The sequence below is a fragment of the Mesorhizobium sp. B2-7-1 genome (assembly GCF_006440735.1).
Classification (GTDB): domain Bacteria; phylum Pseudomonadota; class Alphaproteobacteria; order Rhizobiales; family Rhizobiaceae; genus Mesorhizobium.
This window is the reverse complement of record NZ_VFUA01000005.1, coordinates 58,280-85,113: the sequence shown is the minus strand read 5'-3', so window position 1 is coordinate 85,113 and position 26,834 is coordinate 58,280. Positions and strand designations below refer to the sequence as shown.

Here is a 26,834-nt window from a genome sequence, read left to right as displayed (position 1 = left end):
AATGCCGTCACGAGACAGGATTTCCGCCTCAATCGGCCGACAAGGGGGTTATGATGGCGCTTCCAACATGGTTGATGGTTCGTTAACGATGCGGCGCATAGAGTCGAGGCCTGATGTCTGAAGGCTGGAATTCGAGAGCGCGCGCCTGGCGCAGCCGTTGCGGTTTGACCCTTGTCGCCGCCGCGGTCGCGCTCGGGTCGGTCCGGGCGGCCGAGAACACGCTCGACACGGCGCCCGATCCCGATCAGAGCCGGGCCGAATACCAGCAGGTTTCCAAGGAGATCACGCTTTCGTCGGAGCGGCTGGCCAAGCTCGCCGCCGACATCGCCTCGGTGCGGAAGGATTATGCCTCGATCACCGCGGCGCTCATCCAGTCGGCAATGACGGAGCAGAAGCTCGGCCAGGACATCGAGGACATCGGCGCCAAGCTCGAAGGGCTGAAGGCCGAGGAAACGAAGCTGCGCGCCTCGCTCATGGCGCGGCGCGACGTGCTGGCCGAGGTGCTGGGGGCGCTGCAGCGCATGGGGCTCAATCCGCCGCCGGCGATCCTGGTCAAGCCGGAGGACGCGCTGTCGTCGGTGCGCAGCGCCATCCTGCTCGGCGCCGTGGTGCCGGAACTGCGCCAGCAGACCGACAGGCTGATGGCCGATCTCAAGGAACAGACAAGGGTAACGGCCTCGATCGAGGCAGAACGGGCGAGACTCACCACCGCCGTCACCGACCAGACGGCGGAGAAGAAGCGGCTCACCATGCTGCTCGAGGCCAAGAAGAAGCTGCAGGCCGACACCCAAACGGCGATCGCGGCCGAGCAGCAGCACTCGCAGCAGCTGGCGGCGAAGGCGAGCAGCCTCAAGGACCTGATCGCCTCGCTCGAGGCCGACAAGGCGCGCAAGGCGCAGGACCAGGTCAAGGCGGGCGAGCGCAAATCGACCGACAGCGACACGACGGCCTCGACCACCGAGCTCGCCGCGCTGCCGGTGCCGGAGGCCAACCGCCTCACGGGATCGGCGCCGTTTTCGGCCTTGCAAGGCCAGATCGCGCTGCCTGTCATCGGCAAGATCAAACTGCGTTTCGGCGCCGACGACGGCAACGGCGCGGCGATGCAGGGCGACATGGTTGCGACACAATCGGGGGCCATCGTCACCGCGCCGGCGGATGGAAACGTGCTTTATGCGGGGCCGTTTCGCTCCTATGGTCAACTCTTGATCCTCAATGCCGGCGACGGGTATCATGTCGTCCTGGCGGGGATGAGCAGAATCAGCGTCGCGACCGGACAGTCGGTGCTCGCAGGAGAGCCGATCGGCGCGATGGGAGAGGCCCGGGTGGCAAGCACCTCGGCCTCGCGGAATGAGAATTCGACGTCGGAACTCTATGTCGAGTTCCGTAAGGATGGAAAACCCGTCGATCCGGCCCCGTGGTGGGCGGATCGATTTTCTGGAAGGACGTGAAATGATGCGGAAACTGTCGCTTCTGTTTGCCGGCGCGCTGATGGGCGCATCGGCAATGAGCCTGGTCTACGGCGCACCGGGCTCGGCGGCGAACGCTGCGGGTTCGGAAACCTATAAGCAGCTGGCGATCTTCGGCGACATCTTCGAGCGCGTGCGCGCGAATTACGTGACGCCACCCGACGACAAGTCGCTGGTCGAGAACGCCATCAACGGCATGCTGGCCTCGCTCGATCCGCACTCCTCCTACATGAATGCCGAGCAGGCGCAGGACATGCGCGTGCAGACCAAGGGCGAGTTCGGCGGCCTCGGCATCGAGGTCACCATGGAAAACGACCTGGTCAAGGTGATCACCCCAATCGACGACACGCCGGCCGCCAAGGCGGGTGTGCTGTCGGGCGACTATATCGCCAAGATCGACGGCGAAGAGGTCCGCGGCCTCACCCTCAACGACGCCGTGGAAAAGATGCGCGGGCCGGTCAACACGCCGATCAAGCTCACCATCCTGCGCCAGGGCGCCGACAAGCCGATCGAAATCACGGTGGTGCGCGACATCATCAAGGTCAAGGCGGTGAAGTACCGGGTCGAGAACGACATCGGCTACATGAAGATCACCTCCTTCACCGAAAAGACCTATGACGATCTCGAGAACGCCATCGAGAACATCAAGAAGCAGGTGCCGAACGACAAGCTGAAGGGCTATGTGCTCGATCTGCGCCTCAATCCGGGCGGCCTGCTCGACCAGGCGGTGAGCGTATCGGACGCCTTCCTCAAGCGCGGCGAGATCGTCTCGACGCGCGGCCGCGATCCGAAGGACATCACCCGCTTCGACGCCAAGCCGAAGCAGGTCGACGACATCAACGGCAAGCCAATGATCGTGCTGGTCAATGGCGGTTCGGCGAGCGCCTCGGAAATCGTCGCCGGCGCGCTGCAGGATCTGCGCCGCGTCACGGTGGTCGGCACGCAGTCCTTCGGCAAGGGCTCGGTGCAGACCATCATCCCGCTTGGCGAGAATGGCGCGCTGAGGCTGACGACGGCGCTCTATTACACGCCGTCGGGCAAGTCGATCCAGGGCAAGGGCATCACGCCCGACATCAAGGTCGACCAGCCGCTGCCGCCCGATCTGCAGGGTCGCGACCTGACCCGCGGCGAATCCGACCTCAAGGGCCACATCAAGGGCGCCGACGAGAGCTCCACCGGTTCGGGCTCGGCCGCCTATGTGCCGCCGGATCCGAAGGACGATTTGCAGCTGATCTATGCCGAGCAGCTACTGCGCGGCGAGAAGACCGATCCGTCGTTCCCGCCGAACCCGGACAAGGCCGTGCTGAACCAGTAAGCAGTCCGGCTCTGGCCGGCAGAGCGAAGCAATGCAATGCTGCCGGGACCGCGAGGTTCCGGCAGTTTGATTCGGGGACTGCGGATGGGGCGCCACGCGTCTGGGGTATCGCGCCAGCGATTGCGGAGTTTACGCAAGATGTCACGAAAACCGTGACGTTCACTTAAGTGGCGTGCTTCCGGGGAACACGACTTGGCTGAGATCGGCAAGGACATCGAACGCCCGCTTGGACAGTCGCTCCAGCCAAAGCGGCCTGCCTCGCGTGGCATCGGCTCCGGCCCGGTTGTCGCTGTGCTGGCCGTGCTTGGCGTGATCGGCGTCTCCGGCGCGATTGCGCTGCGTGAAAAGCCGTTCCGCAAGCCGGAAGAGGTGGCGGTTTCGACACCGAAGGTCATCGCTGCTCCCGCCGCACCCGCGCCGGCGCCCGCACCGGCTCCGATGGCGGCAGCGGCGCCGCAGGCCAGCACGCCGATGAAAAGCGGCGGGCCGCAGATCATCCACGTCCAGACCGAGGAGGGCGACGGCCCGCCGAAAGCGGCGATCGTCATTCGTGACCCATCGACGCTTGGCCAGAATCTCAAGGTCGCCCACATTCCGGACCGGACACTGATCGAGACCAGCGACACCGGTCCGCTGCCGATGCGTTCCGCCGACGGCAGGCGGCCCTTCGACGTCTATGCGCGGCCGTGGTCCGGCGCGCGCGGGGCGCGGGTTGCGATCATCATCGGCGGGCTCGCCGTCTCGCAGACCGGCACGCAAGCCGCGATCGCCAAGCTGCCGGCCGAAGTGACGCTCGCCTTCGCGCCGCAAGGCAACAGCATCGGCCGCTGGATGCAGGCGGCAAGGCAGGGCGGGCACGAGATCGTCATGCAGGTGCCGCTCGAGCCCTTCGATTATCCGAACGTCAATCCCGGCCGCAACACGCTGACCGTGTCGGCCAGCCCGGACGAAAACCTGAAGAGCCTGCACTGGGCGCTGTCCAGGACCACGAACTATACCGGGGTCATGAACTATATGGGCGCACGCTTTTCCGCCGATGCCAACGCGATGGGGCCGTTCATGGCCGAGCTCGGCAAGCGCGGCCTTGCCTATATCGACGACGGCTCATCCTCGCGCAGCGTTGCGCCAGACCTGGCGCTGAAGGACGGCGTGCCGTTCGTCGCCGGCGACATGGCGATCGATGCCGTGCAGGATCGCGGCGAAATCCTCAAGAAGCTGGATAGCCTCGAAGCGACGGCGCGGGCCAAGGGCTCCGCGGTCGGCATCGGTTCGGCCTTCGATATCACCGTCGACACGGTGACGTCCTGGATTGCCGAAGCGAAGAAGCGCGGCATCGAGATCGTGCCGATCTCGGCGGTGGCCATCGATCCGCAAAAGGGCTAACCCTTCCCGCCTCGCCCGAGTCCATTCTCAAAGACCGCTGGAACGTTGACCTATGGCCAAGAAGATCGACCCCGAAACGCTGCCTTACCGTCCCTGTGTCGGGCTGATGATCCTCAACAGAGCGGGCCTGGTCTGGGTCGGGCACCGCATCGCCGAGCCGGACAGCGAGTTCGCCGGCACGACGCAGCTTTGGCAGATGCCGCAGGGCGGCATCGACAAGGACGAGGAGCCGATCGAGGCAGCCGGGCGCGAACTATACGAGGAAACCGGCATGCGCAGCGTGTCGTTGCTCGCCGAGGCGGCGCACTGGATCAACTACGACCTGCCGTCGCATCTGGTCGGCGTCGCCTTCAAGGGCCGCTATCGCGGCCAGACGCAGAAATGGTTCGCCTATCGCTTCGAGGGTGACGAAAGCGAGATCGCGATCAATCCGCCGCCCGGTGGCCACACGGCCGAGTTCGACGAATGGGCCTGGCGGCCGATGCGGGACCTGCCCGAGCTGATCGTGCCGTTCAAGCGCAAGGTCTACGAGCAGGTGGTCGCGGCGTTCCAGCACTTGGCTCCCTGACGAACCAGTCCTCCCGGTTGTCGCGGCGGCCCCATGGCCGTATTGATGGCCGATGCAATGAGCGGGGGTCGCCATGAACGACGACACCGGACGCGAGTTTCCGGCACATGAGGCAAGCAGCGGTTCGACGGTGAGCGAGGCGGCCGCTGGCGCGATCCTTACCGTCGACCTCGGCGCTATCCGGGAAAACTATCGCCGGCTGAAGGCACGGCTGAACGGCGTTCGCTGCGCCGGCGTGCTCAAGGCAGACGGCTATGGGCTTGGCGCCGCGCAAGTGGCCTCGGCGCTGGCGAAAGAGGGCTGCGACATCTTCTTCGTCGCGCTGCTCGGCGAGGGCATCGCGCTGCGCAAGGCGATCGGGCCAGGGCCCGACATCTTCGTGCTGAACGGGTTGCCGCCGGGTTCGGAACCGGAAGCCGCGGCGGCTGGGCTTTGCCCGGTGATCAACAGCGCCACGCAGTTGAAGGCCTGGTGCGAGACCGCGCGAGGCATGGGCCAGAGCCTGCCTGCCGCCGTCCAGGTCGACAGCGGCATGGCGAGGCTCGGCATGGCGCCGAGGGAAGTCGAGGCGGTCGCGCGCGAGGCCGGCGCCTTCGATGGCATCGACATGCGTTTCGTGATGAGCCATCTCGCCCGCGCCGACGAGCCGCAACAGGCGGCCAACGAGAAGCAGCGGCGCGAATTCGAACGGCTGCGCAAGATGCTGCCAGCGGCGCCCGCCTCCCTGGCCAATTCCTCCGGCATCTTTCTCGGGCCGGCCTATCATTACGACCTTGCCCGTCCGGGGGCCGCGCTCTACGGCGTCAACCCGACGCCCGGCGAACCCAACCCGATGCTGTCGGTGATAAAGCTGCAAGCCAAGGTGGCGCAGACACGGCAGGTCGGCGCCGGCGCCGGCATCGGCTATGGCCACACCCACCATGCGGACGGGCCGCTCGGTCTCGCGACCATTTCGCTGGGCTATGGCGATGGCTGGCACCGGCGCGCCGCTTCGGCCGCCTGGTTCGAAGGCGTGCAGCTGCCCTTCGTCGGACGCGTCTCGATGGATTCGATCATCCTCGACATTTCGGCGCTTCCGGCAGGCCGGCTCGGCGAAGGCGACCTCGTCGAGCTCATTGGTCCGTCACAAAGCGTGGACGACGCGGCCGGCCACGCCGGAACTATCGGCTACGAGATATTGACCAGCCTGGGTGCGCGCTTTCACCGCCGCTACATCGGTGGCTGAACCGGGGGCTTCGCTTGACAAGCCGGGGCTTCTCGGCAAGGTTCGGGGCATGAGCAACCTCGCTTATATCAAAACCTGCTTCAGGGTTTGCCCCATCGCGGGAGCGTAGCCCCGGCGCGACCGCCCATGCTGGCGGCCGCGTGAACCGGGGCGTTTGAATTCCAGACATTTTCATCGAGCCGGCGGCCCTTGTGGCCGGGCTTTGTTCGCCGCCTCTGTTCCTGGAACGACCGGGAGCCGGCGGCTTGCGCGCATTCGCTTGCCCGATGCGCCAGCATATGAGGTATGCCATGCATGCAGCAACGCAATCGCGTTCGCGAAACACCATCCTTGTCAGCGCAGCGGATCACGACCGGCTGAGCAGTCTCGCCAGGGCCTTTCTCGAGCGTGTGCCCGATATGGCCGAGGACCTGCTTGCCGAGATGGACCGCGCCAGGGTCGCCACTGACGCGGCAATGCCCGCCGACGTGGTGCGGATGGGCTCGACGGTGACGCTTCACGACCCCGAGGGAAGTACTCAGAAGGTGACGCTGGTCTATCCGGCGGAGGCCGACATCGCCGAGAAACGCATATCGGTGCTGACGCCGCTTGGAACGGCGCTGATCGGCGCGCGCGCCGGCCGCACGGTCTCCTGGCGGAGCCGCGACAGCCGGGTTCTCTCGGCGACGATCGACGCCGTCGAGCAAACGCGGAGGGCGCCATGACCAGGACCGTCTACCGCCTGACGGCCAGGGACTTCGCGGTGATCGAGGCGATGCTGATGCGCCGCCGCGCGTTTGCCGATCCGATCGCGCCGATGCTCGAACGCAAGCTCGCCGAAAGCCGCGTCATTGCGACGGGGGCGGTCGAGTCCGACCTCGCCACGCTCAACAGCCGGGTGACTTTCCGCATCGGCGGCGGTTCGTCGCAGACACGGACGCTGGTGCAGGCCGAAGCATCCGCTCCCGTCGGCTCCGGCCTGCCAGTCGCCACGTGGCGCGGCCTCTGCCTGCTTGGCATGAAAGCGGGCCAATCGGCGCTGGCCGAGCGGCCCGACGGCCCTGCCGAGGAGGTCCTTCTCGAGGATGTGGCCTATCAGCCGGAGGCCGCGCAGCGAGCGGCGCAGGATCGCGCCGCCGAACGGCCTCGCCATGTCCTCAGGCTCGTCCACAGCGCACCCGCCGATGCCTGGCCTCTTGGCGGGCGCGGCAAAATCCGGCAGACAGAAGGGGACGATCCGGGCCCTTCGGCGGCATGATCGGCCTTTGAGGGAGCATAGAATGAAAGTTATCGTGCTGGGCGGCGGCGTGATCGGGGTCACCACCGCCTACTTCCTCGCAGAGGCCGGCCACGAAGTGACCGTCTACGATCGCCAGCCGGGGCCGGCGCTCGAAACCAGCTTCGCCAATGCCGGCGAAGTATCGCCGGGCTATGCCTCGCCCTGGGCCGGGCCCGGCATTCCGGTCAAAGCCGTCAAATGGCTGCTGATGAAGTACGGCCCGCTGGTGGTGCGGCCTGCCTTCGACCCGAATATGTGGACGTGGCTCCTCAAGATGCTGCGCAATTGCACGGCCGAGCGCTACGCGCTCAACAAGTCGCGCATGGTGCCGCTTGCCGAATACAGTCGCGACACGCTGAAGGCGCTGCGCGAGGCGACCGGCATCACTTACGACGAACGGACCAAAGGCACGCTGCAGCTCTTCCGCAAGCAGAAGCAGCTCGACGGCACCGGCGGCGACGTCGAGGTGCTGAAGAAATATGGCGTGCCTTACGAGATCCTCGACCGCGACGGCTGTATCGCGGCCGAGCCGGCGCTTGCCGCGGTGCGCGACAAATTCGTCGGCGGCCTCAGGCTTCCGGGCGACGAGACCGGCGACTGCAAGATGTTCACCGACAAGCTCGCCGAATTGTGCGTGGCGCGCGGCGTGACCTTCGAATACGGCTCGACCATCCGGAAAATTGTCAGGAACCGCAACCGCCTCACCAATGTCCTTACCGATACCGGATGGAAATCCGCGGACGCCTTCGTGATGGCGATGGGCAGCTATTCGGCGCAATTCATGCGCACGCTGGGGCGGCCGATCCCGGTCTATCCGGTGAAGGGCTATTCGATCACCGTGCCGATCAGCGATGCCGAGGCAGCACCCGTGTCGACCGTCATGGACGAGACCTACAAGGTGGCGATCACCAGGCTCGGCGACCGCATCCGCGTCGGCGGCACCGCGGAGATTTCAGGCTACGATCTTCGCCTGCATGAATCGCGCCGCCGCACGCTCGAGCACTCGGTCGGCGATCTCTTCCCCGGCGGCGGCGACCTCAAGGCGGCGAGCTTCTGGTGCGGCTTGCGGCCGATGACGCCGGACGGGCCGCCCTTGATCGGGCTAAGCGAGGTTGCCAACCTCTATCTCAACACCGGCCACGGCACGCTCGGCTGGACCATGGCCTGCGGCTCGGCAAAGGTGCTGGCCGACATCATGTCCAACCGGGTGCCGGAGATCAACGCGCGCGATCTGAGCCCCGAGCGGTATCTGAAGCCCATCTAAGGTGTGTCGGTATTCAGGTGATGCCGGCCTGCAAATGCCGATCTCCTGCGCTTCCGGTGCTCACGTACTTCAAGTACGCTCCGCTCCGGTTATCGGAGAACGTCATTTTCGACTCGGCCTGACCTGAATCTCGATACACCTTAATTCCTGTCGAGCGGTGGCGTTCAAAACGCCTCCCGGACCCAGATGTCGCTGAACAGCAGCCGGTAGGCCCAGCCGATCGTGACGTTGGTGGCGACCGGGCGGGAATGGGCGAGGTAATCGTCATAGACCGGCTTCATGCGGCGATAGAAAGCCGGATCGAGCACGACCATGCCGTTCTCCGAGTCGTGGAAGAAGCTGCGGTTGTTGAGGTTGACCGAGGAGATGGCGACCAGCCTTTCGTCGATCATCATGATCTTGGAATGCAAGACGACATCGGGCGCCTTGAACTCGCGGATGTTGATGCGGTCGCCATATTTCTCGACGAACAGCTTGTTGAGCGCGGTGAGGAACCGGCCGCCGATGTCGCCCTTGAGGTCGATACGGCCGACGACGTCGATCTTCACGCCCCTGGCCAGCGCCCGATCGAAGGCCCGGGCGATATCGGGCGTCAGGTTGAGATAGGGATTGACGATCTCGATGCGATGCTCGGCGGTGTCGATCAGCTCGACGAAATAGGCTTCCAGCGCGTGCCCATCCTCGTAGGGCACGGAAATGAAATGCCGCGCCACGCCGCGCGGGGCAGCTATGGACCGGACCGGAATGGAAAACGGCCGCGACAAATTGGTGTCGGCGTCGCGCAGCCAGACGGTCGACAGATGCGCGGCCAGTGTCTCGACGGTTGCCGGGTCGGCGATCTCGATGTCGAAATCGCTCCAGTTGGAATAGTAATTCAGCGAGAAGCCGTCGGTCTTGCCATACTGCTCCAGGTCCGGATAGCGGGTCAGGTCGACCGGCTTGTGGAACAGAAAACCGTCATGGATGTTGCGGCCGCCGATGATGACGCGCGAGCGTCCGGGCTGCTCGGCCAGCGTCGCCAGCATCTTGACATGGTGAACCTTGTGCAACTGCGAGATCTGCTCGTCGAACGGCGCGCCGTGGTCCGCCTGCCAGCGATATTCCTGCAATTGGACATTGGGGAACTCCGCCGCCAGCCGGTGCAGCATGGCGTCGTCCTTCTCCCGTTCCAGCACGTCGGTCACCACGATGCGGACCTTGGTGCCAAGTGCGGCGTGATGGCGGACCAGCCGCTCCATGATGCGGCCGGAGAAATCCGCCTTGAACTCCAGCGACGACAGATAGATCAGCCTGAGCTTCGGCGCGTTGGAGAAATCGAGCGGCAGTTCGGGATCGGCCTTGTCGAAGGCGCTGTCCGGCAGCGTCCTGCCGAGCAGGGCCTCGACCTTGGCGTTGAAACCGTCGCGCGACTTGCGCAGCAGGGTCGGGCTCCTGAGCGGCAGGGCGCAGGTCTGCGACAGCCAGCGGCTGGCATAAAAGACGCGGTCGAGCTCCTCCATTCCTGCCGGATTGGGAACCGGGCAGCGGTCGTAGCGGCTGTCGAGCCCCGCGATCCAGGGATCGGCGATCTCCTCGCGCAGCAAGGTCAGCGGCGCGCCGGCTGGGGCCAGGGTGGAGCCGACGCGCAGATCGCAGCGGGTCAGCGCCTGGTCCGGAAACAGGCTGACGGAGCTCTCGAAGACCGGCAGGCTCAAATGGAATGGCATGGCCTTGGCGACCGTGATGGATCGTCCCGACGCGCGGATCGCGAGCGGACCGTCGCAGGTGCCGCCGATGTCGACGGGCTGTTGTCCTGCCTGGCGCAGCACGATCTCGACCGAGCGCGCCTCAAGGCCCGAGAAGCTGAAGGTCTTGGGCGCCGAAGGCCGCGCGGCGGCATCGAGATAGAGCGTCTGCCGCGACATGCGCCAGCGCCCGGTGAACCGGCCTTCGCCCGGCTTGCCTGGCGTCGGCGTGAGTTCCGTCTTGTCGAGCGGTTTGGCCAGCCGTTGCAGCGCCGGATAGGTTGCGTGGAAGCCGCTGTTTTGGACATCGCGCCAGTCGCGGCCGAAGCGGCCGGTGCCGTTGGCGCGGTCGAGCGCATCGAGGCGGCTTTGGGCAAGCAGCGCCTGGAACTGTTTCTCATAGGCGCTGTTGCCGTCGCTCGCGAAATAGTGGGCCCCGGCGATCTCGGTGCCGCTGCTATCCGCCGAGACGGGCAGGCTGCCGCAGGCGTCATCGCCCGGAAAGAAGGCGCAGGCCGAATGCCCGGGCATGCCGGCGCAGCTCGCCAGCGCCGTTAGCGCCAGTCCAGCCAAAGCCTTGGTGATGGCCGACCTGACACTCATCCGGTCTTCCCGTTCATGGCCTTGAGTTGAGCCGGGTCGCGCGGCGGCATGAAGCCTTGCGGGAGGATCCTGCAGAGGGGAAATGCGAAGGTGGCGATCAGCAATTCGGCCTCGTTTCGCATTTTGCGCGGGGCGGTGCTGTCGTCACGTATCGTCCTTGCGGAAGCGACGAGCGCGCCGTCGCAGTCGCAATGATTGTGCCTCGCAATGTAGCAGGCGTCGTGGACCCGGCAGGCGGCATCGAGACGGTCGACCGGTCTGGCCGACAGATCGCCGGTGCGCGTGCCCGGGCCGCAATAATTGCCGATGACGAAAGGCGAGGGGCGCGACATGGCATAGCGGATCGGCTTCGGCAGCTCCGCTTCCGGAACGTTCGTCCAGGGATTGGCGCAGTCGGACAGTAAAAACAGCGGCAGAATGGCAAGAACGGCTCGCATTTCCCCGCCGGCGTTGCAAGAATTATCCCCTCGCCCGGCCACAGTATGGCGAAGCGCTGGTGCCACACTCGCTGAATTTGTGGCGGAGGCAAGGCGGCAACCACCAACTGCCCGTGATAAGGTCGGCAGCGGCGAGGGAGTTCGGGATGCGTCTGTTTTTGTTGACGACGGCGACGGTCGGCCTGATCGGTGCTTCGGCGGCCTCTGCCGCCAACAAGACCGTCCACGACACGGACGATGGCTTTTCACTGACCTATCCGGAAGAATGGACGAATGAAGCGACGCCGGGCAACTCGATAAAGCTCAAGGTCAAGTCCGGCGAAAAGGGCCTTGTCTGCCGGGTGTCGGCGGGCCTCAACGATCCGCTCGATCCAAATATGCCGCGCGACCCCAAGACCTATATCGAGAAGGACTGGTCCATGGATAGCTGGCAGAAAATGGTCGGGGCCGCGTTTGGGACCGCCCAGTTCAGCAAGGACAGGCTGGCGCGGCTCCCCGACGGCTATCCGGTGCGGATCGCCGAGATGGATTTTCACTACAGCGATAGCGACGTCGATTTCTACGGTCATGCCGAGGTCGCGATCTCGCTGCGCGGCACGCGCTACGGCCTCGCCAATTGCGGGGTCGCGGGCGACAGCGCTGACGAGGCGGCGCGCAAATGGGCGCCGCTGGCGGATGAGGCCAGTAAGATCGTGAGCTCGTTCGTGCTCGACGCGGATTAGTCCCTCAAAGCAGGGACCCGAAAGGTTGCAGGCCTGTCGGCGGGCAAGATTTCCACCGTCCATTTCGGTGAAGTCAGCACCGACGTTGGGGATCGGCAGAAGCCTCCCAACCTCGTCATTCCAGGGCGGAGCAGCCGCGAAGCGGCGTCGCGGAGACCCTGGAATCCATTCCGTGACCCTGATCGTAGGACGCAGCGGAGCAGAATTCTGCACCGCGGCAGCGCTCATGCGTCACGGAATGGATCCTCGGGTCTGCGCGCGTCGCTACGCTCCTTGCTCCGCCCGTGGATGACGAGGCCGGACTGTTTCGGCCAATCTCCAAGGCATGCCGCCTGCCAATGCAAACAGAGCCGACCGATCAAGATTTTTGTGCCGGGGAACGTTTCGCCTAAGCGGTCCTAGCTAGATCATGCCCTAGACAAAAAGACTGCGCTCGCGTTCCACCGCCCTAGTAATGAAGTTGGCGACGAGCTGGACGCGGCGCAGCGGCCTCACCGATTCATGATAGACCAGCCAGTAGGCGCGGCGGATGGGCGCGACGATGTCGACCGGCACCAGCTCCGGCATCGAACGGGCGACGAATGTGTGCAGGATGCCGATGCCGGCGCCGGCGCGCACCGCCTCGGCCTGGCCGAGCGCCGAGGAGATGGCAAAGCTGGTGCGCCATTCGGGGCTGAACTCGGCGGCATAGTCCAGCGAGGGGCTGACGATGAGGTCCGGCACGTAGCCGATCAGCGTGTGCCGGCCGAGCTCGGCCGGCGTTTCGGGCAGGCCGTTGGCCTCGGCATAGGCGCGCGAGGCGAAGAGCCCCAGCGTATAGTCGACCAGCTTGCCCGCCACCAGCCGGCCCTCGGTCGGCCGCTCGACGGTGATCGCGATATCGGCCTCGCGCCTGGACAGCGAGAAGGAGCGCGGCACCGGCACGAGCTGGATGGTGAGCTCACGGTGCAGCGCCGTCAGTTCGCCAAGCCGCTTGGCCAGGAAAGCAACGCCAAAGCCGTCGGGCGCGCCGATGCGCACGGTTCCCGAAACGTCGTCGCCCTCGCCGGCGATGGTCGAGCGCGCGGCGATCATGTCGCCTTCCATGCGCTCGGCTATGTCGAGGAAGCGCTCGCCGGCCGGGGTCAGTTCGCTGCCGGTGGTCAGCCGGCGGAATAGCTTTGTCCTGAGCGCCTCCTCGAGCGCGACGATGCGGCGCGAGACGGTCGCGTGGTTGAGCTCCAGGCGTTTCGCCGCGCCGAGGATCTGCCCGGCGCGCGCCACGGCGAGGAAGATGCGGACGTCATCCCAGTTCATGGGGATGGTCCTGATTAGTCGCGGGCGCCGAGTTCCCGCCCACCCCCCTCTGGCCTGCCGGCCATCTCCCTCGCAAGGGGGGAGATTGGACGTCACACCCGCTTTCGCCAATCTTCAGCGACGAAAGAGAAGCGCCATCGAAGGAACGGCTGATCTCCCCCCTTGCGAGGGAGATGTCCGGCAGGACAGAGGGGGGTGTGAAGGAGCACAACCTTCGATCCTTTCGGCATGTCGCCATTTGCGACAATTAATGCACACTCCATCGTTGTTGTCTATTTTTCGCACAACGGTTGCGATCTTCCTCGCGTTGCCATCGCCGCCGCAAAGGCGGAGAATACGCCATCACCAAACAAGGGAGAGAAGCATGATCGAATACGGTCATTTCATCGGCGGCAAGCGTGTCGCCGGCACCAGCGGCCGCAAGCAGGATGTTATGCAGCCGATGGACGGCTCCGTGCGCGGCACGGTGGCTTTGGCCTCGCAGGCGGAACTGCGCGCCGCGGTCGAGAACGCCAAGGCGGCGCAGCCGAAATGGGCCGCCACCAACCCGCAACGCCGCGTGCGCGTGCTGATGAAATTCCTCGAGCTGGTCGCCCGCGACTATGACGAACTGGCCGACATCTTGGCGCGCGAGCATGGCAAGACCATCGCCGATGCGCGCGGCGACATCCAGCGCGGCCTCGAAGTGGTCGAGGTCTGCATCGGCGCCCCGCATATGATGAAGGGCGAGTTCACCGACGGCGCCGGCCCCGGCATCGACGTCTATTCGATGCGCCAGCCGCTCGGCGTCGTCGCCGGCATCACCCCGTTCAACTTCCCGGCGATGATCCCGCTGTGGAAGATCGCGCCGGCCATCGCTTGCGGCAACGCCTTCATCCTGAAGCCGTCCGAGCGCGATCCGGGCGTGCCGATCCGCATTGCCGAACTGTTCCTCGAGGCGGGCCTGCCGGCCGGTATCCTCAACGTCGTCAACGGCGACAAGGAAGTGGTCGACGCCATCCTCGACGATCCGGACATCAAGGCCATCGGCTTCGTCGGCTCGACGCCGATCGCCCACTACATCTATTCGCGCGGCACCGCGGCCGGCAAGCGCGTGCAGTGCTTCGGCGGCGCCAAGAACCACATGATCATCATGCCCGACGCCGACATGGACCAGACGGTCGATGCGCTGATCGGCGCCGGTTACGGCTCGGCCGGCGAGCGCTGCATGGCGATCTCGGTGGCGGTTCCGGTCGGCAACGACACCGCCAACCGCCTGATGGAAAAGCTGGTGCCGCGCGTCGAAAGCCTGAAGGTCGGCCCGTCGACGGATTCGGCGGCCGATTTCGGCCCGCTGGTGACGCGCCAAGCGCTGGAGCGCGTCAAGGGCTATGTCGACATCGGCGTCAAGGAAGGTGCCAAGCTCGTCGTCGACGGCCGCGGCTTCAAGATGCAGGGCTATGAGAACGGCTACTATATGGGCGGCTGCCTGTTCGACAACGTCACGGCCGACATGCGCATCTACAAGGAAGAAATCTTCGGGCCGGTGCTCTCGGTGGTGCGCGCGCCGCGCTACGAGGATGCCATCAAGCTCGCCAACGACCACGAGATGGGCAATGGCGTCGCGATCTTCACCCGCGACGGCGACGCGGCGCGCGACTTCGCATCCAGAGTCCAGGTCGGCATGGTCGGCGTCAACGTGCCGATCCCGGTTCCGATCGCCTATTACACGTTCGGCGGCTGGAAGGCGTCGTCCTTCGGCGATCTCAACCAGCATGGCCCGGACGCGTTCCGCTTCTACACCAAGACCAAGACGGTCACCTCGCGCTGGCCGTCGGGCATCAAGGACGGCGCCGAGTTCGTCATCCCGACGATGAACTGAGCGGACGGCATCCAAGTCAACATTGAGGAAGCGCGGCGCGAGCCGCGCTTTCTTTTTGTGGCACGTCACCTCCTGCTTTTTCGGTGCCGCGTCATCACGGTGCAACTTCAGGTATATGATCCGCAACGTAGCTCGCTTAGAGAGCATCCGCATCTTCTAATAATTCCACCCCCGTGTGATGGAACCAACAGACCACCATCGGTCTTAGCCTGTATTCCTGCCATGCGTGCAGGCAATCGAACAGCGCCGGTGGCAGCCGGGGTTCTCGTCTGGCGCGAGGAGGTGTCAGATGACACGATTTCTTATGGCGACAATGCTGGTGGCGGCGGTGATCGGTGGATCGGCGTCGGCAAACGCTGCGGCGCAATGCGCTCCGCGCGCCGACGTCATCAAGGCGCTCGGCGACAAGTTCCACGAAAACGAGGCCGGGCGCGGCCTGATCAACCCGAACGTCGTGCTCGAGATCTTCGTCTCGGACCAGGGCAGCTGGACCGTGCTTGCCTCCGACACCAAGGGCCAGAGCTGCGTGCTCTCCGTCGGCGAGGGCTGGGACAGCCGGTCGATCACCGCGGCGATGCCGGGCGCCTGAAGCGCGGACGGCAAGACAATTCAGACCGTCGGGATCGTACCGCCGTCGATGACGTATTCGGCGCCATGGATTGCCGATGCGCGATCTGAAGCAAGGAAGGCCACCAGTTCCGCAACCTCGTGCGGCCAAGCCGGCCGACCGATCGGGATGCCGCCCAGCGCATCCATGATGCCCTGACGCGCGGCTTCTTCGTCCGAGCCGGCATGAACGGCCAGCCGCTTGACCATGGCCTCCGATGCCGTGGTGTGGATCCAGCCCGGCGCCACGGTGTTGACGCGGATGCCTTTGGGGCCGAGCTCCTTGGACAATGCCTTGCTGTAGGTCGAAAGCGCAGCCTTCGCAGCCGCGTAGGCGATGGTGGATTCGTGCAAGGGCAGGCGACGCTGGATCGACGAGACATGGACGATCACGCCGGATCCCTGCGTGACCATGCGGGGCACGAGCAAGCGATCGAGCCTTACCGCCGCAAGCAAATTGATGCTGAGCTCGTCGTGCCAGACCGGGTCGGACAGCGCCGCAAATCCGCCGCCCGGGCTTTTCGAACCGCCGACGCTGTGGACCACGACGTCGATGCCGCCAAGGCCATCGATGACGGCGGCGGCGACTTTCGCCGCGCCTTCCAGCGTGCTGATGTCGGCTTCCACGAACAGGCCGGCGGGCGTCGCGGCAGGCGAGCGGGCCGTCGTAGCAACCGTCGCACCCGCCGACGCAAGCCGATGAACGACCGCTTCGCCGGCACCCTTGGTGCCGCCGGTGACCAGCACGCGCTTGCCCGCGAACTCTTGCTCACCGACCGCAAACTTCTGCGGGACGGTCATGCGCCGATCTCCAGCTTCTCGATCCGGTCGGCGGCCAGCGTGAAATTGTAGTGGAGCGTTGCCGGGCTGCCGGGAAAATTGCCTGAGACTATGCCCGCGACCCGCCATGCACCGCCATTTGCTGTTGCGTCGGCGACTTCGACCGTCACCCGGTATTTACGCGTGGTCGTTTCCATCCAGGCCCGGATGGCGGCCGGTCCGCGATGGACCTCGCCTTCGTCCCGGACCGTGGCATCCGGCGAGAAGGGGAGGAGCATGCCGTCGATGTCGTGATGGTTCTTGGCCGCAAAATAGATCGTCAGCGGCTTGGGAAGTTCTATGGCCATGGCTTGTCTCCGTGTGGGTGCCGGCGCCGTTCGAGGCGGGTGGCGCTTGCTCGGCCGCTAAGATGAGGTATGCTGTGGAAATGACAAGAACCGACCAAAAAGTAAGGTACTTACCCGAAAGTAAGCCCGAGGCTTTGACGCCTTCATCCGCGGCGACCGGCGTCGAGAACGTGCTGCGCATTCTCGAAGGTCGATGGAAGCTGGTGATCCTGTTTCACCTCTTCGGCGGCAAGGTGCTGCGCTTCTCCGATCTCGAACGGGCCATCCCCGCGATCTCGCAAAAGATGCTGATCCAGCAGCTCCGACAGATGGAAACCGACGGCATCGTGCGGCGGATCGTGCATCACCAGGTGCCGCCAAAAGTCGAATACTGCCTGACCGGCTGGGGTCAGGCCCTATGCCCGGCTCTCGACGCCCTGCTGAAGTGGGCGGCGCGGAAGGAGCCTGCCGAAGGCTGATCCATCGCGTTGCCGCAACCTGGCTGTGGGGTGGCGACGAGTGCCGCGAAGGGATTGCCGGCAACCGATGTCCAGCGCGTCGTCGAGCGCCTTGTTTACGGCGCGAAGCTTCACCATATCGAATTCAGGGAGTGATGATCTCCCGACGACAGACCGGAAACCAGAAGGAGCGACGTGATGAAGACGTCTGATCCGGCCTGGAGCCTTCCGGCACACTGAGGCGGCCTAATGTGCCTCCCTTGCCGGAATGCGAAGGCGAAGGAGGTGCCCCATGGCACGCGATTTTTCGTTTCGATGGATCAAGCTTGCAGCCGTCGGCGCCGTGTTGGCGCTGTCGGCTTTGCCGGCGCGGGCGCAGGTGATCTGCGGCGGCCACGACTATCTGGTCGCAAGGCTGGCGGCGGCATTCGAGGAAAAGCGGCTGGGCTACGGTGTGGCCGGACAGGCCGCCCTCTTCGAGGTGTTCGTTTCGCCGAGCGGAACCTGGACCATCCTGATGACCGACGTCAAAGGCCAGAGCTGCATCCTGGCGGCGGGCGACGGGTGGGAAGACACGCGGGCCACCGCGGTCGGGCAACCGGGCGGCTGAGGACGCCCCGGTCAGGCACTCAGCGCGTGGCGGCGACCTCGGCATGGCCGCGCAACAGCGCCATCAGTTTCTTGGCGTCCTTGGCGGCGCCTTCCTCGTCGCCGTCGAGGATGGAGCGGATCAGCGCGACGTGATGCTCGGCCGACTCGGCAAGCCCGGTGTCGGCCTTGTAGCGATACCAGAAGCGGCGGCTGTGGGTCTGCAAGGGGGCGGCGACGCGTGCCGCGAAGGGGTTGTCGGCGGCGATGGCCAGCGCTTCGTCGAGCGCCTTGTCGGCCTGGATGAAGGCAAGCACGTTGCCGGAGATCACCGCCTTCTGCATCGCCAAGGCCGCCTCGTGGAAAAGGTCGGCGGCCTCGCGGGTGACGAAGCGGGCGGCCGAGCGGGCGAGCACCACCTCGATGCCGCGCCGTGCGTCGAGCACCCGCAACCAGTCGCCGGCGTGAAGCGGCGCGACCGCGATGCCCGCGCGCGGCCTGATGTCGAGAAGCCCTTCCCAGGCCAGCCGCTGGATCGCCTCGCGCACGGGGGTGCGTCCGAGGCCCAGCCGCTCGATCAGCGCGCCTTCGGTGACGAAGCTCGACGGCGCCAGCTCGAGCGTGACGATCATGTGCTCCAGCGCGCGATAGGCCTTGGTCGCCGCCGGCTCGAAGGTCACGTTCGCGTCAGCGGATATCAGCGGGGAGATCAATGGCAGGCTCCTGATATATTTTTCATATATCATAACGGATTCAGCATTGACGAGCCAGCTCTTAATAGATATACGACTGATATATCAACTGGAGCGACAACCATGTGGACCGGAGTTTTCCCCGCCGTCACGACCAAATTCACCGCCGACGACCGCCTCGACCATGCCGAGATGGAGCGCTGCTATGGGCTGCAGATGGAGGCCGGTTGCGACGGCATCATCGTCTGCGGCTCGCTCGGCGAAGGGCCGATGCTGTCGCCTGACGAGAAGATCGAGGTGCTGAAGGCGGCGCAGAAAGTCGCCGGCAAGAAGCCGGTGCTTTTGACCGTCAACGAGCCCGGCACCCGCGAGGCGGCAAGCATTGCAAAGCGCGCCGCCAAGGAAGGCGCCGACGGGCTGATGGTGGTGCCGAGCCCGATCTACCACACCAATCCCGAAGAGACGGTCGCCGCCCTTCGCGCCGTGGCGGAAGCCGGCGACCTGCCGGTGATGATCTACTCCAACCGGCTCGCCTATCGCGTCGACGTCACAGTCGAGCTGATGGAGGAGCTGGCCTCGGACAGTCGCTTCGTCGCCATCAAGGAATCCTCCGACGACATCCGCCGCTCGACCGAGATCATCAACCGCTTCGGCGACCGCTACGACCTCTTCACCGGTGTCGACAATCTCGCCTTCGAGGCGCTGTCGGTCGGCGCCATCGGCTGGGTCGCCGGCCTGGTCACCGCCTTCCCGCGCGAGACGGTCGCCATCTACCAGCTGATGCGGCAGGGCCGCCGCGAGGAGGCGCTGGCGATCTATCGCTGGTTCCGGCCCTTGCTCGACCTCGATGTGTCGACCTATCTGGTCCAAAACATCAAGCTTGCCGAAGTGCTGGCGATCGGTACCAATGACCGCGTGCGCATGCCGCGCCAGCCATTGTCGGGAGAACGCCGCAAGGCGGTCGAGAAGATCGTCCGGGATGCGCTGGCGGTGCGGCCGAAGCTGCCGTCGCTCCAGACGTCTGCTCGATCGACGGACAAGCTGGTGGCGGCCGAATAAGGGACAGCCTTCACGTGCAGGAAGATTCCGAGGAGGGGCGCCGCCCCTCATCCGCCCTTCGGGCACCGCGGCCCTCCGCTATCGCTGCGGGCGTTCGTCATTCGGAAAGCCAAGCAATTGGCTTTCCGTCCGCTACGCGGAACACTCCTCACCCCCGTGAACGGGGAGAAGGGGAAGACATCGCCATCATCGGCGGGGGCATCATCGGTATCTGCGCCGCGACCCTGCTCTCCGAGGCGGGGCGCAGCGTCACCGTTTTCGACCGCACCGGTATCTGCGAGGAGACGAGCTCCGGCAATGCCGCCGCCTTCGCCTTCTCCGACGTGCTGCCGCTCGCGCATAAGGGGATGATCCGGCAATTGCCGAAATGGCTTGCCGATCCGCTCGGGCCTTTGGCCATTCCGCCGGCCTATCTGCCCAAGCTCCTGCCCTGGCTGATCCGCTTCTGGCGGGCCGGCGCGCCGAGGCACTATGAAGCGAGCCTGGCGGCGCAGGTCGGCATGATGAGGCTCGCCGAAGCCGAGTGGATGGGACTGCTCGACCGCTCCGGCACGCGGCCGATGCTGCGCGAGGACGGCTCGCTGGAATTCTATGAGAGCGAGGCGGAGTTCCGGGCGTCGCTGCCCGGCTGGGCCGAGCGAGAGCGTTTCGGCATCGGCTTCCGCCATGTCGAGGGCGAGGAGATGGCCGTGCTCCAGCCGGGTCTGGCGCCGCGCTTCGTCAAGGGCACTTTCGTGCCCAGTTGGAAAACGGTTGCCGACCCCAAGCTGCTCGGCAAGGCGGTCTGGGCCTATGCGGAAAAGCTCGGCGCCCGCTTCGAGCATGCACGGGTCGAGCGCATAGAAGCGGGCGCAAACGGCGCGACGATCGTTCTGGCCGACGGCACCAGGCGTATAGCGAAGAAGCTGCTGATCGCCGCGGGAGCCTGGTCGCATCTCCTGGCAAAAAATCTCGGCGACCGCATCCCGCTCGAAACCGAGCGCGGCTACAACACGACGCTGCCTGTGTCCGCCTTCGACGTGAAGCGGCAGCTGATCTTTTCCGGGCATGGCTTCGTCATCACGCCGCTGCAAACGGGCCTGCGCGTCGGCGGCGCCGTCGAGCTCGGCGGCATCGAGAGGCCGCCCAACTTCGCGCGCTCCAAGGCGATGCTGGAGAAGGCGAAGCGTTTCCTCCCCGGGCTCGACCCGTCAGGCGGCCGCGAGTGGATGGGCTATCGGCCGTCGCTGCCGGATTCGCTGCCGGTGATCGGCGCGGCGCGCGCGCCAAACATCTATTATGCTTTCGGCCACGGCCATCTTGGCCTGACCCAGTCGGCGGCGACCGGCCGCTTGATCCGCGATCTCATCCTCGGGCAGACTCCGCCGCTCGATCTCACCCCTTTCCGCCCAGAACGTTTCTGAAAAGAGAGTATGATGGCCAAGAAATCCTTCTTCTGCATCGACGGCCACACCTGCGGCAATCCGGTGCGCCTCGTCGCCGGCGGCGGGCCGCTGCTCGAAGGCTCGACGATGATGGAGCGACGGGCGCATTTCCTTGCCGAATACGACTGGATCCGCACCGGGCTGATGTTCGAGCCGCGCGGCCATGACGTGATGTCGGGCTCGATCCTCTATCCGCCGACGCGCGAGGACTGCGACATCGCCATCCTGTTCATCGAGACGTCGGGCTGCCTGCCGATGTGCGGCCACGGCACGATCGGCACGGTCACGATGGCGATCGAGCACGGATTGATCAAGCCGAAGACGCCAGGCGTGCTGCGGCTCGACACGCCGGCCGGCCTGGTCATCGCCGAATACAAACAGGTCGGCGAATATGTCGAGGAGGTGCGCATCACCAACGTGCCGTCCTTCCTCTATGCTGAAGGGCTGACGGTCGAATGCCCGGTGCTCGGCGAGATCAGCGTCGACGTCGCTTATGGCGGCAATTTCTATGCCATCGTCGAGCCGCAGAAGAACTACAAGGACATGGCCGACCATACGGCCGGCGACCTCATCGCCTGGAGCCCGGTGGTACGCCAGCGCCTCAACGAAAAGTACTCGTTTGTCCATCCGGAGAATCCCGGCATCAACCGGCTGTCGCACATGCTGTGGACCGGCAAGCCGAAGCATGCCGAGGCCGATGCCCGCAACGCCGTGTTCTATGGCGACAAGGCGATCGACCGCAGCCCTTGCGGCACCGGCACCTCGGCGCGGATGGCGCAGCTCCATGCCAAGGGCAGGCTCAAGGAAGGCGACAGCTTCGTGCATGAATCGATCATCGGCTCGCTGTTCAAGGGCAGGGTCGAAAAAGAGGTCAGCGTGGCCGGCAAGCCGGGGATCATTCCCTCGATCGGCGGCTGGGCCCGCATGACCGGACTGAACACCATCTTCATCGACGACCGCGATCCGTTCGCGCATGGATTCATCGTCACATAAGCGTCACGCCCTCACGTAACGGAAGGCGCTCCGGCTAAAATGGACTGCTTCCGTTCGCGCAAGAAATCTTCTCATCAACTAATTTTGACGGCGATTTCTTCGAAAGGGTGGGCATTATAGGGCTGAATCGTCAAAGACATTGCGTTGTGCCAATGCTAGGGTCCGCGATAGTCCAGGGGTCGGGCGCGAAAAAACGAGCAATCGGGCGGCGTGCTTCCAAAACACGCGGAGCGGTTGAAAAATCACGTTGCAATCCGGGCTCGAAACTTTACGACTAGGGGAAATACGAAAAGGAATGCGTCCGCAAAGGCGACATTCCAGGGGAGCCGCATAAATATGCAGTACTTCGTCCAGCAGCTTATCAATGGGCTGACGCTGGGATCGATCTATGGGCTGATCGCAATCGGCTATACGATGGTCTACGGCATCATCGGCATGATCAATTTCGCCCATGGCGATATCTTCATGGTCGGCGCCTTCACTGCGCTCATCGTCTTCCTGATCCTTGGCGCGTTGTTCTACTCGGTGCCGGTTGTGGTGGCGCTTCTGATCATGATGATCGTGGCGATGCTTCTGACCAGCCTTTACAACTGGACGATCGAGAAGGTGGCCTACCGGCCGCTGCGCGGCTCGTTCCGGCTGGCGCCGCTGATCACCGCCATCGGCATGTCGATCGCGCTGTCCAATTTCGTGCAGGTCACGCAGGGTCCGCGCAACAAGCCGATCCCGCCGATGGTCAGCCAGGTCTACACGATCGACGGCATCAGCATCTCGCTGAAGCAGATCATCATCGTGCTGGTGACGATCGCGCTGCTGGCGGTCTTCTGGTACCTCGTCAACAGGACGGCGCTCGGCCGGGCGCAGCGCGCCTGCGAGCAGGACCGCAAGATGGCGGCGCTGCTCGGCATTGACGTCGACCGCACCATCTCCATCACCTTCATCATGGGCGCAGCCCTTGCCGCCGTCGCGGGAACGCTGTTCCTGATGTATTACGGCGTGGTCGTTTTCTCCGACGGCTTCGTGCCGGGCGTGAAGGCCTTCACGGCGGCGGTTCTGGGCGGCATCGGCTCGCTGCCGGGCGCCGTGCTCGGCGGACTGCTCATCGGCTTCATCGAGAGCATGTGGTCGGCCTATTTCTCGATCGACTACAAGGACGTCGCCGCCTTCTCGATCCTGGCGATCGTGCTGATCTTCCTGCCCTCCGGCATCCTCGGCCGGCCTGAAGTCGAAAAGGTCTGATCCTCATGGCCGCTACCGTGTCTTCGGAGCGCGACGCCGTCGCTACTCCCGTGCAACGTGCTTTGCGTGAGGCGCTTTACGCCGGCGTCATTTCGCTTGGCCTGTTCGTGCTGTTCATCGGTCTGAGGACCGACCAGAACATCAGCAACGAGCTGATCCTGGTTCAGCGCTGGGGTCTGCTGGCCATCGTGGTGGGCGCCGTTGCCGTCGGCCGGTTCCTCTATGTCGCCTATGCGGTTCCGGCGATGGAAAGGTCGAAGGCTGAAAAGGCCCAGGCGCCGGCGGTGGTGTCCGAGCCGGGCTTCGTGCGCCAGAACTTCAACAAGATCGGCGCCACCTTGCTGATCCTCTATCCGATCGCGATGGTGCTGCTCTTCGGTTTCCAGGGCTCGCTGAAGTGGGTCGACAATTTCGGCATCCAGATCCTGATCTATGTCATGCTGGCCTGGGGGCTCAACATCGTCGTCGGGCTGGCCGGCCTGCTCGATCTCGGCTACGTCGCGTTCTATGCGGTCGGCGCCTATGCCTATGCGCTGCTCGGCACGCATTACGGGTTGTCATTCTGGATCCTCCTGCCGGCGGCCGGCGCGATGGCGGCGTTCTGGGGCATCCTGCTCGGCTTCCCGGTGCTCAGGTTGCGCGGCGACTATCTGGCGATCGTGACCCTTGCCTTCGGCGAGATCATCCGCCTGGTGCTGATCAACTGGCGCGAAGTGACCAACGGCTCGGCCGGCATTTCCGGCATCCCGAAGGTCTCCTTCTTCGGCCTGGTGTCCTTCAACGTCTCCGACCCGAACTACATCGCCAAGGTGCTGCACATCGCGCAGTCGGGCGCCTACTATAAGATCTTCCTCTATTACCTCGCCCTGGCGCTGTGCTTCCTCACCGCTTTCGTCACCGTCAGGCTTCGCCGCCTGCCGGTGGGCCGCGCCTGGGAAGCCTTGCGCGAGGACGAGATCGCCTGCCGCTCGCTCGGCATCAACACCACCACCACCAAGCTGACGGCCTTTGCCACCGGCGCCATGTTCGGTGGCTTCGCCGGCTCGTTCTTCGCCGCCCGCCAGGGCTTCGTCAGCCCTGAATCCTTCGTCTTCCTGGAATCGGCGATCATCCTCGCGATCGTCGTGCTCGGCGGCATGGGCTCGCTGGGCGGCATCGCGGTGGCGGCGCTGGTGATGATCGGCGGTACCGAGATCCTGCGCGAGCTCGACTTCCTCAAGGCGGTGTTCGGGCCGGACTTCACCCCCGAACTCTACCGCATGCTTTTGTTCGGCATGGCCATGGTCATCGTCATGCTGTGGAAGCCGCGCGGTTTCGTCGGCAGTCGAGAACCGACCGCATTCCTTAAAGAGCGAAGAGCGGTCTCAGCCTCCTTCACCAAGGAGGGTCACGGCTGATGAACGCGACCCCTTCCTCGAAAGACTTCATCCTGCAAGTCGAGCATCTGTCGATGAAGTTCGGCGGCCTGGTCGCCATCGGCGACCTGTCGTTCCAGGCCAGACGCGGCGAGATCACCGCGCTGATCGGCCCGAACGGCGCCGGCAAGACCACGGTGTTCAACTGCATCACCGGCTTCTACAAGCCGTCGGAAGGCATGATCACCCTCAACCGGAACGACGGCTCGACCTATCTGCTCGAGCGCCTGCCCAACCATGAGATCCCGGCGCGCGCCAAGGTGGCGCGCACCTTCCAGAACATCCGGCTGTTCTCCGGCATGACGCTGCTGGAGAACCTTCTGGTCGCGCAGCACAACAAGCTGATGAAGGCCTCGGGCTATACCTTCCTCGGCCTCTTCGGCTTTCCGAGCTATCGCCAGGCTTCGGCCGAATCGATCGATCTCGCCAGGCACTGGCTGGAGAAGGCCGATCTCGTCGACCGCGCCGACGATCCGGCGGGCGACCTGCCCTATGGCGCGCAGCGCCGGCTGGAGATTGCGCGCGCCATGTGCACGGGGCCGGAGCTTCTGTGCCTGGACGAACCGGCCGCCGGCCTCAATCCGAAGGAATCGGCGGCGCTCAACGAACTGTTGATGGGCATCAAGGGCACCGGCACCTCGATCCTGCTCATCGAGCACGACATGTCGGTGGTGATGCAGATCTCCGACCATGTCGTGGTGCTCGAATATGGCCGCAAGATCTCCGACGGCAATCCAGAATCCGTCCGGACCGACCCGCGCGTCATCGCCGCCTATCTCGGCGTCGACGACGAGGAAGTGCAGGAAGTGCTCACCGAAGTCGGCGACGAGGATGTCATCGAGCAGCTCGATACCGGGCCGGATGCCGCGCACGGGCCGGGAAATTCCGCTTCGATGATGGCCGGGCCGGTTTCCGACAGCGTCGAACACGCTGACGAGGGCGAGCGGGTCACTGTATCGAAGGGCGCCTCGAAAGCGGCCCAGATCGACGCGCGCGCCGCGTCAATCGCCAGCAAGCCGGTGGTTGCTCCCCCCGCGAGCCCGGCGGCCGCGGCAAAGCCGGCGAAGAAGCCGGCAGCAAAAGCACCTGCGACAAAGGCGGCCGCGAAGGCTCCCGCAGCAAAACCCGGGGGCATCTCCAACCGCCTCGACGCGCCGCGTGGCGGCAAGGCCGACAGCCTGATCCGCATCAAGGGCATCGGCCCCGTCAATGAGCGGAAGCTGAACGAGCACGGCATCTTCCATTTCGACCAGATCGCCGCCTGGACGAAGGCCGACATCGAAGCGGCGGAAGCCTATCTCGCCTTTGACGGGCGCATCGCCCGCGAAGACTGGATCGGCCAGGCGAAGACGCTGGCGAAGGAATTGGCGGCCAAGCCCGCGACGCGTGGAGGGCGCAAATAATGGCCGGCACAACGCTGCTCGACATCAAGGGCGTCGAGACCTACTACGGCAACATCCGCGCGCTGAACGGCGTCAATGTGCAGGTCAGCCAGGGTGAGATCGTGGCGCTTATCGGCGCCAACGGCGCCGGCAAGTCGACATTGATGATGACCATCTTCGGCGCGCCGCGCGCGCGAACCGGCACCATCACCTTCGCCGGCACCGACATCACGCAACTGCCGACGCACGAGATCGCCCGCCTGCGCATCGCCCAGTCGCCGGAAGGACGACGCATCTTCCCGCGCATGACGGTGATGGAAAACCTTCAGATGGGCGCCAGCCTCGACAACCTCAAACATTATGACGAGGACGTCGAGAAGGTGTTCACACTGTTCCCGCGGCTGAAGGAGCGCGTCGCCCAGCGCGGCGGCACGCTGTCGGGCGGCGAGCAGCAGATGCTGTCGATCGGGCGCGCGCTGATGGCGCGGCCGAAGCTGTTGCTGCTCGACGAGCCCTCGCTTGGCCTGGCGCCGCTGATCGTCAAGCAGATCTTCGACGCCATCCGCGAGCTCAACAAGACGCAAGGGCTGACCGTGTTCCTGGTCGAGCAGAACGCTTTTGGAGCGCTCAAACTCGCCACGCGCGGCTATGTCATGGTCAACGGCAATGTGACGATGAGCGGCACCGGCAAGGAACTGCTCGCCAATCCGGAAGTGCGCGCCGCCTATCTCGAAGGCGGACATCACTAAG

General features: G+C 65.0%; 26 protein-coding genes. 20 read left to right on the top strand and 6 right to left on the bottom strand.

All coding sequences use genetic code 11. The features are described from left to right. The first annotated feature begins 113 nt into the window (after nt 1-113). From FJ471_RS03780 to FJ471_RS03745, 8 genes are all read left to right on the top strand, one after another. Nucleotides 114-1,448 carry a murein hydrolase activator EnvC gene (locus FJ471_RS03780; RefSeq protein ID WP_140801821.1) on the top strand — a complete coding sequence of 445 codons (1,335 nt, stop codon included), beginning with the start codon at nt 114-116 and terminating at the stop codon, nt 1,446-1,448. Nucleotide 1,449: 1 nt separating this feature from the next. Next, nucleotides 1,450-2,781, top strand: a complete 1,332-nt coding sequence (locus tag FJ471_RS03775) for a S41 family peptidase (protein ID WP_181179133.1) — start codon at nt 1,450-1,452, stop codon at nt 2,779-2,781. A 192-nt stretch (nt 2,782-2,973) separates the two neighbouring features. Next, nucleotides 2,974-4,164 carry a divergent polysaccharide deacetylase family protein gene (locus FJ471_RS03770; RefSeq protein WP_140801820.1) on the top strand — a complete coding sequence of 397 codons (1,191 nt, stop codon included), beginning with the start codon at nt 2,974-2,976 and terminating at the stop codon, nt 4,162-4,164. A gap of 52 nt (nt 4,165-4,216) precedes the next feature. Beyond that, a complete protein-coding gene (locus FJ471_RS03765; RefSeq protein WP_140801819.1) occupies nt 4,217-4,732 on the top strand; it encodes an RNA pyrophosphohydrolase in 516 nt (171 codons plus the stop codon). A 73-nt stretch (nt 4,733-4,805) separates the two neighbouring features. Then, nucleotides 4,806-5,957 carry an alanine racemase gene (gene alr, locus FJ471_RS03760; RefSeq protein ID WP_140801818.1) on the top strand — a complete coding sequence of 384 codons (1,152 nt, stop codon included), beginning with the start codon at nt 4,806-4,808 and terminating at the stop codon, nt 5,955-5,957. Nucleotides 5,958-6,247: 290 nt separating this feature from the next. After that, entirely contained in the window at nt 6,248-6,661 is a 414-nt protein-coding gene (gene rnk, locus FJ471_RS03755; RefSeq protein WP_140801817.1) for a nucleoside diphosphate kinase regulator, read from the top strand. Continuing rightward, nucleotides 6,658-7,194: a nucleoside-diphosphate kinase gene (locus FJ471_RS03750; protein WP_140801816.1), complete on the top strand. Its 537-nt coding sequence runs from the start codon at nt 6,658-6,660 to the stop codon at nt 7,192-7,194. The genes rnk and FJ471_RS03750 overlap by 4 nt, the downstream gene beginning before the upstream one ends. Next, nucleotides 7,088-8,479, top strand: a complete 1,392-nt coding sequence (locus FJ471_RS03745; protein ID WP_224668502.1) for a D-amino acid dehydrogenase — start codon at nt 7,088-7,090, stop codon at nt 8,477-8,479. Before FJ471_RS03750 ends, FJ471_RS03745 begins: the two co-directional genes overlap by 107 nt. A 164-nt stretch (nt 8,480-8,643) precedes the next feature. Here FJ471_RS03745 and FJ471_RS03740 read toward each other — a convergent pair whose 3' ends face one another. Next, a complete protein-coding gene (locus FJ471_RS03740; RefSeq protein WP_140801815.1) occupies nt 8,644-10,806 on the bottom strand; it encodes a phosphatidylserine/phosphatidylglycerophosphate/cardiolipin synthase family protein in 2,163 nt (720 codons plus the stop codon). Next, entirely contained in the window at nt 10,803-11,243 is a 441-nt protein-coding gene (locus tag FJ471_RS03735; protein WP_140801814.1) for a hypothetical protein, read from the bottom strand. The genes FJ471_RS03740 and FJ471_RS03735 overlap by 4 nt, the downstream gene beginning before the upstream one ends. Nucleotides 11,244-11,389: 146 nt before the next feature. Here FJ471_RS03735 and FJ471_RS03730 point away from each other — a divergent pair, with 146 nt between their 5' ends. Beyond that, a complete protein-coding gene (locus FJ471_RS03730; protein ID WP_140801813.1) occupies nt 11,390-11,965 on the top strand; it encodes a hypothetical protein in 576 nt (191 codons plus the stop codon). 414 nt (nt 11,966-12,379) lie between these two features. On the opposite strand, the gene FJ471_RS03725 is transcribed toward FJ471_RS03730, so the two are convergent. Further along, nucleotides 12,380-13,261 (bottom strand): LysR family transcriptional regulator, encoded by an 882-nt coding sequence (locus tag FJ471_RS03725; protein ID WP_140801812.1) that lies wholly within the window; start codon nt 13,259-13,261, stop codon nt 12,380-12,382. 364 nt (nt 13,262-13,625) lie between these two features. On the opposite strand from FJ471_RS03725, the gene FJ471_RS03715 reads away from it, so the two are divergent. Both FJ471_RS03715 and FJ471_RS03710 read left to right on the top strand, forming a co-directional pair. After that, nucleotides 13,626-15,122 (top strand): CoA-acylating methylmalonate-semialdehyde dehydrogenase, encoded by a 1,497-nt coding sequence (locus FJ471_RS03715; RefSeq protein ID WP_140801811.1) that lies wholly within the window; start codon nt 13,626-13,628, stop codon nt 15,120-15,122. A 289-nt stretch (nt 15,123-15,411) separates the two neighbouring features. Beyond that, on the top strand, nt 15,412-15,711 hold the full coding sequence (locus tag FJ471_RS03710; protein ID WP_140801810.1) for a hypothetical protein: 300 nt from the start codon (nt 15,412-15,414) through the stop codon (nt 15,709-15,711). Between the two features lie 20 nt (nt 15,712-15,731). Here FJ471_RS03710 and FJ471_RS03705 read toward each other — a convergent pair whose 3' ends face one another. Both FJ471_RS03705 and FJ471_RS03700 read right to left on the bottom strand, forming a co-directional pair. Beyond that, the gene (locus FJ471_RS03705; RefSeq protein ID WP_140801809.1) at nt 15,732-16,529 is read right to left on the bottom strand and encodes an SDR family oxidoreductase; all 798 of its coding nucleotides are present in this window, start codon (nt 16,527-16,529) and stop codon (nt 15,732-15,734) included. Next, a complete protein-coding gene (locus tag FJ471_RS03700) occupies nt 16,526-16,855 on the bottom strand; it encodes a nuclear transport factor 2 family protein (protein ID WP_140801808.1) in 330 nt (109 codons plus the stop codon). Before FJ471_RS03700 ends, FJ471_RS03705 begins: the two co-directional genes overlap by 4 nt. A gap of 134 nt (nt 16,856-16,989) precedes the next feature. Here FJ471_RS03700 and FJ471_RS03695 point away from each other — a divergent pair, with 134 nt between their 5' ends. Then, nucleotides 16,990-17,313, top strand: coding sequence for a helix-turn-helix domain-containing protein (locus FJ471_RS03695; protein WP_181179130.1), 324 nt, complete (start codon nt 16,990-16,992; stop codon nt 17,311-17,313). A gap of 271 nt (nt 17,314-17,584) precedes the next feature. Continuing rightward, nucleotides 17,585-17,902: a hypothetical protein gene (locus FJ471_RS03690; RefSeq protein WP_140801807.1), complete on the top strand. Its 318-nt coding sequence runs from the start codon at nt 17,585-17,587 to the stop codon at nt 17,900-17,902. Between the two features lie 19 nt (nt 17,903-17,921). Here the strand turns inward: FJ471_RS03690 and FJ471_RS03685 are convergent, their stop codons facing one another. After that, nucleotides 17,922-18,626 carry a GntR family transcriptional regulator gene (locus tag FJ471_RS03685; RefSeq protein WP_246684587.1) on the bottom strand — a complete coding sequence of 235 codons (705 nt, stop codon included), beginning with the start codon at nt 18,624-18,626 and terminating at the stop codon, nt 17,922-17,924. 69 nt (nt 18,627-18,695) lie between these two features. On the opposite strand from FJ471_RS03685, the gene FJ471_RS03680 reads away from it, so the two are divergent. The 7 genes from FJ471_RS03680 to FJ471_RS03645 all read left to right on the top strand — a co-directional run bounded on the left by FJ471_RS03680 (nt 18,696) and on the right by FJ471_RS03645 (nt 26,833). Then, complete coding sequence (locus tag FJ471_RS03680) at nt 18,696-19,631, top strand: dihydrodipicolinate synthase family protein (protein ID WP_140801806.1); 936 nt, start codon at nt 18,696-18,698, stop codon at nt 19,629-19,631. Between the two features lie 116 nt (nt 19,632-19,747). Then, nucleotides 19,748-21,034, top strand: coding sequence for an FAD-binding oxidoreductase (locus FJ471_RS03670; RefSeq protein WP_140801865.1), 1,287 nt, complete (start codon nt 19,748-19,750; stop codon nt 21,032-21,034). Nucleotides 21,035-21,046: 12 nt separating this feature from the next. Beyond that, a complete protein-coding gene (locus FJ471_RS03665) occupies nt 21,047-22,048 on the top strand; it encodes a 4-hydroxyproline epimerase (protein ID WP_140801804.1) in 1,002 nt (333 codons plus the stop codon). A gap of 336 nt (nt 22,049-22,384) precedes the next feature. After that, complete coding sequence (locus FJ471_RS03660) at nt 22,385-23,287, top strand: branched-chain amino acid ABC transporter permease LivH (RefSeq protein ID WP_140801803.1); 903 nt, start codon at nt 22,385-22,387, stop codon at nt 23,285-23,287. Between the two features lie 5 nt (nt 23,288-23,292). Next, nucleotides 23,293-24,684: a high-affinity branched-chain amino acid ABC transporter permease LivM gene (gene livM / locus FJ471_RS03655; RefSeq protein ID WP_140801802.1), complete on the top strand. Its 1,392-nt coding sequence runs from the start codon at nt 23,293-23,295 to the stop codon at nt 24,682-24,684. Further along, nucleotides 24,684-26,105, top strand: a complete 1,422-nt coding sequence (locus FJ471_RS03650; protein WP_140801801.1) for an ATP-binding cassette domain-containing protein — start codon at nt 24,684-24,686, stop codon at nt 26,103-26,105. The genes livM and FJ471_RS03650 overlap by 1 nt, the downstream gene beginning before the upstream one ends. Then, on the top strand, nt 26,105-26,833 hold the full coding sequence (locus FJ471_RS03645) for an ABC transporter ATP-binding protein (protein WP_140801800.1): 729 nt from the start codon (nt 26,105-26,107) through the stop codon (nt 26,831-26,833). The genes FJ471_RS03650 and FJ471_RS03645 overlap by 1 nt, the downstream gene beginning before the upstream one ends. The last annotated feature ends 1 nt before the right edge of the window (nt 26,834 follow it).

Bases quoted from the DNA above. Each gene is read 5' to 3' on its own strand.
- FJ471_RS03775 (WP_181179133.1), top strand. From the start codon at position 1,450: ATGATGCGGAAACTGTCGCTTCTGTTTGCCGGCGCGCTGATGGGCGCA.
- FJ471_RS03660 (WP_140801803.1), top strand. From the start codon at position 22,385: ATGCAGTACTTCGTCCAGCAGCTTATCAATGGGCTGACGCTGGGATCG.
- FJ471_RS03745 (WP_224668502.1), top strand. From the start codon at position 7,088: ATGTCCTCAGGCTCGTCCACAGCGCACCCGCCGATGCCTGGCCTCTTG.
- FJ471_RS03750 (WP_140801816.1), top strand. From the start codon at position 6,658: ATGACCAGGACCGTCTACCGCCTGACGGCCAGGGACTTCGCGGTGATC.
- FJ471_RS03740 (WP_140801815.1), bottom strand. From the start codon at position 10,806: ATGAGTGTCAGGTCGGCCATCACCAAGGCTTTGGCTGGACTGGCGCTA.
- FJ471_RS03690 (WP_140801807.1), top strand. From the start codon at position 17,585: ATGGCACGCGATTTTTCGTTTCGATGGATCAAGCTTGCAGCCGTCGGC.
- FJ471_RS03680 (WP_140801806.1), top strand. From the start codon at position 18,696: ATGTGGACCGGAGTTTTCCCCGCCGTCACGACCAAATTCACCGCCGAC.
- FJ471_RS03700 (WP_140801808.1), bottom strand. From the start codon at position 16,855: ATGGCCATAGAACTTCCCAAGCCGCTGACGATCTATTTTGCGGCCAAG.
- FJ471_RS03765 (WP_140801819.1), top strand. From the start codon at position 4,217: ATGGCCAAGAAGATCGACCCCGAAACGCTGCCTTACCGTCCCTGTGTC.
- FJ471_RS03725 (WP_140801812.1), bottom strand. From the start codon at position 13,261: ATGAACTGGGATGACGTCCGCATCTTCCTCGCCGTGGCGCGCGCCGGG.
- FJ471_RS03710 (WP_140801810.1), top strand. From the start codon at position 15,412: ATGACACGATTTCTTATGGCGACAATGCTGGTGGCGGCGGTGATCGGT.
- FJ471_RS03685 (WP_246684587.1), bottom strand. From the start codon at position 18,626: ATGATATATGAAAAATATATCAGGAGCCTGCCATTGATCTCCCCGCTG.
- FJ471_RS03705 (WP_140801809.1), bottom strand. From the start codon at position 16,529: ATGACCGTCCCGCAGAAGTTTGCGGTCGGTGAGCAAGAGTTCGCGGGC.
- FJ471_RS03645 (WP_140801800.1), top strand. From the start codon at position 26,105: ATGGCCGGCACAACGCTGCTCGACATCAAGGGCGTCGAGACCTACTAC.
- FJ471_RS03780 (WP_140801821.1), top strand. From the start codon at position 114: ATGTCTGAAGGCTGGAATTCGAGAGCGCGCGCCTGGCGCAGCCGTTGC.
- alr (WP_140801818.1), top strand. From the start codon at position 4,806: ATGAACGACGACACCGGACGCGAGTTTCCGGCACATGAGGCAAGCAGC.
- livM (WP_140801802.1), top strand. From the start codon at position 23,293: ATGGCCGCTACCGTGTCTTCGGAGCGCGACGCCGTCGCTACTCCCGTG.
- FJ471_RS03715 (WP_140801811.1), top strand. From the start codon at position 13,626: ATGATCGAATACGGTCATTTCATCGGCGGCAAGCGTGTCGCCGGCACC.
- rnk (WP_140801817.1), top strand. From the start codon at position 6,248: ATGCATGCAGCAACGCAATCGCGTTCGCGAAACACCATCCTTGTCAGC.
- FJ471_RS03730 (WP_140801813.1), top strand. From the start codon at position 11,390: ATGCGTCTGTTTTTGTTGACGACGGCGACGGTCGGCCTGATCGGTGCT.
- FJ471_RS03650 (WP_140801801.1), top strand. From the start codon at position 24,684: ATGAACGCGACCCCTTCCTCGAAAGACTTCATCCTGCAAGTCGAGCAT.
- FJ471_RS03665 (WP_140801804.1), top strand. From the start codon at position 21,047: ATGGCCAAGAAATCCTTCTTCTGCATCGACGGCCACACCTGCGGCAAT.
- FJ471_RS03735 (WP_140801814.1), bottom strand. From the start codon at position 11,243: ATGCGAGCCGTTCTTGCCATTCTGCCGCTGTTTTTACTGTCCGACTGC.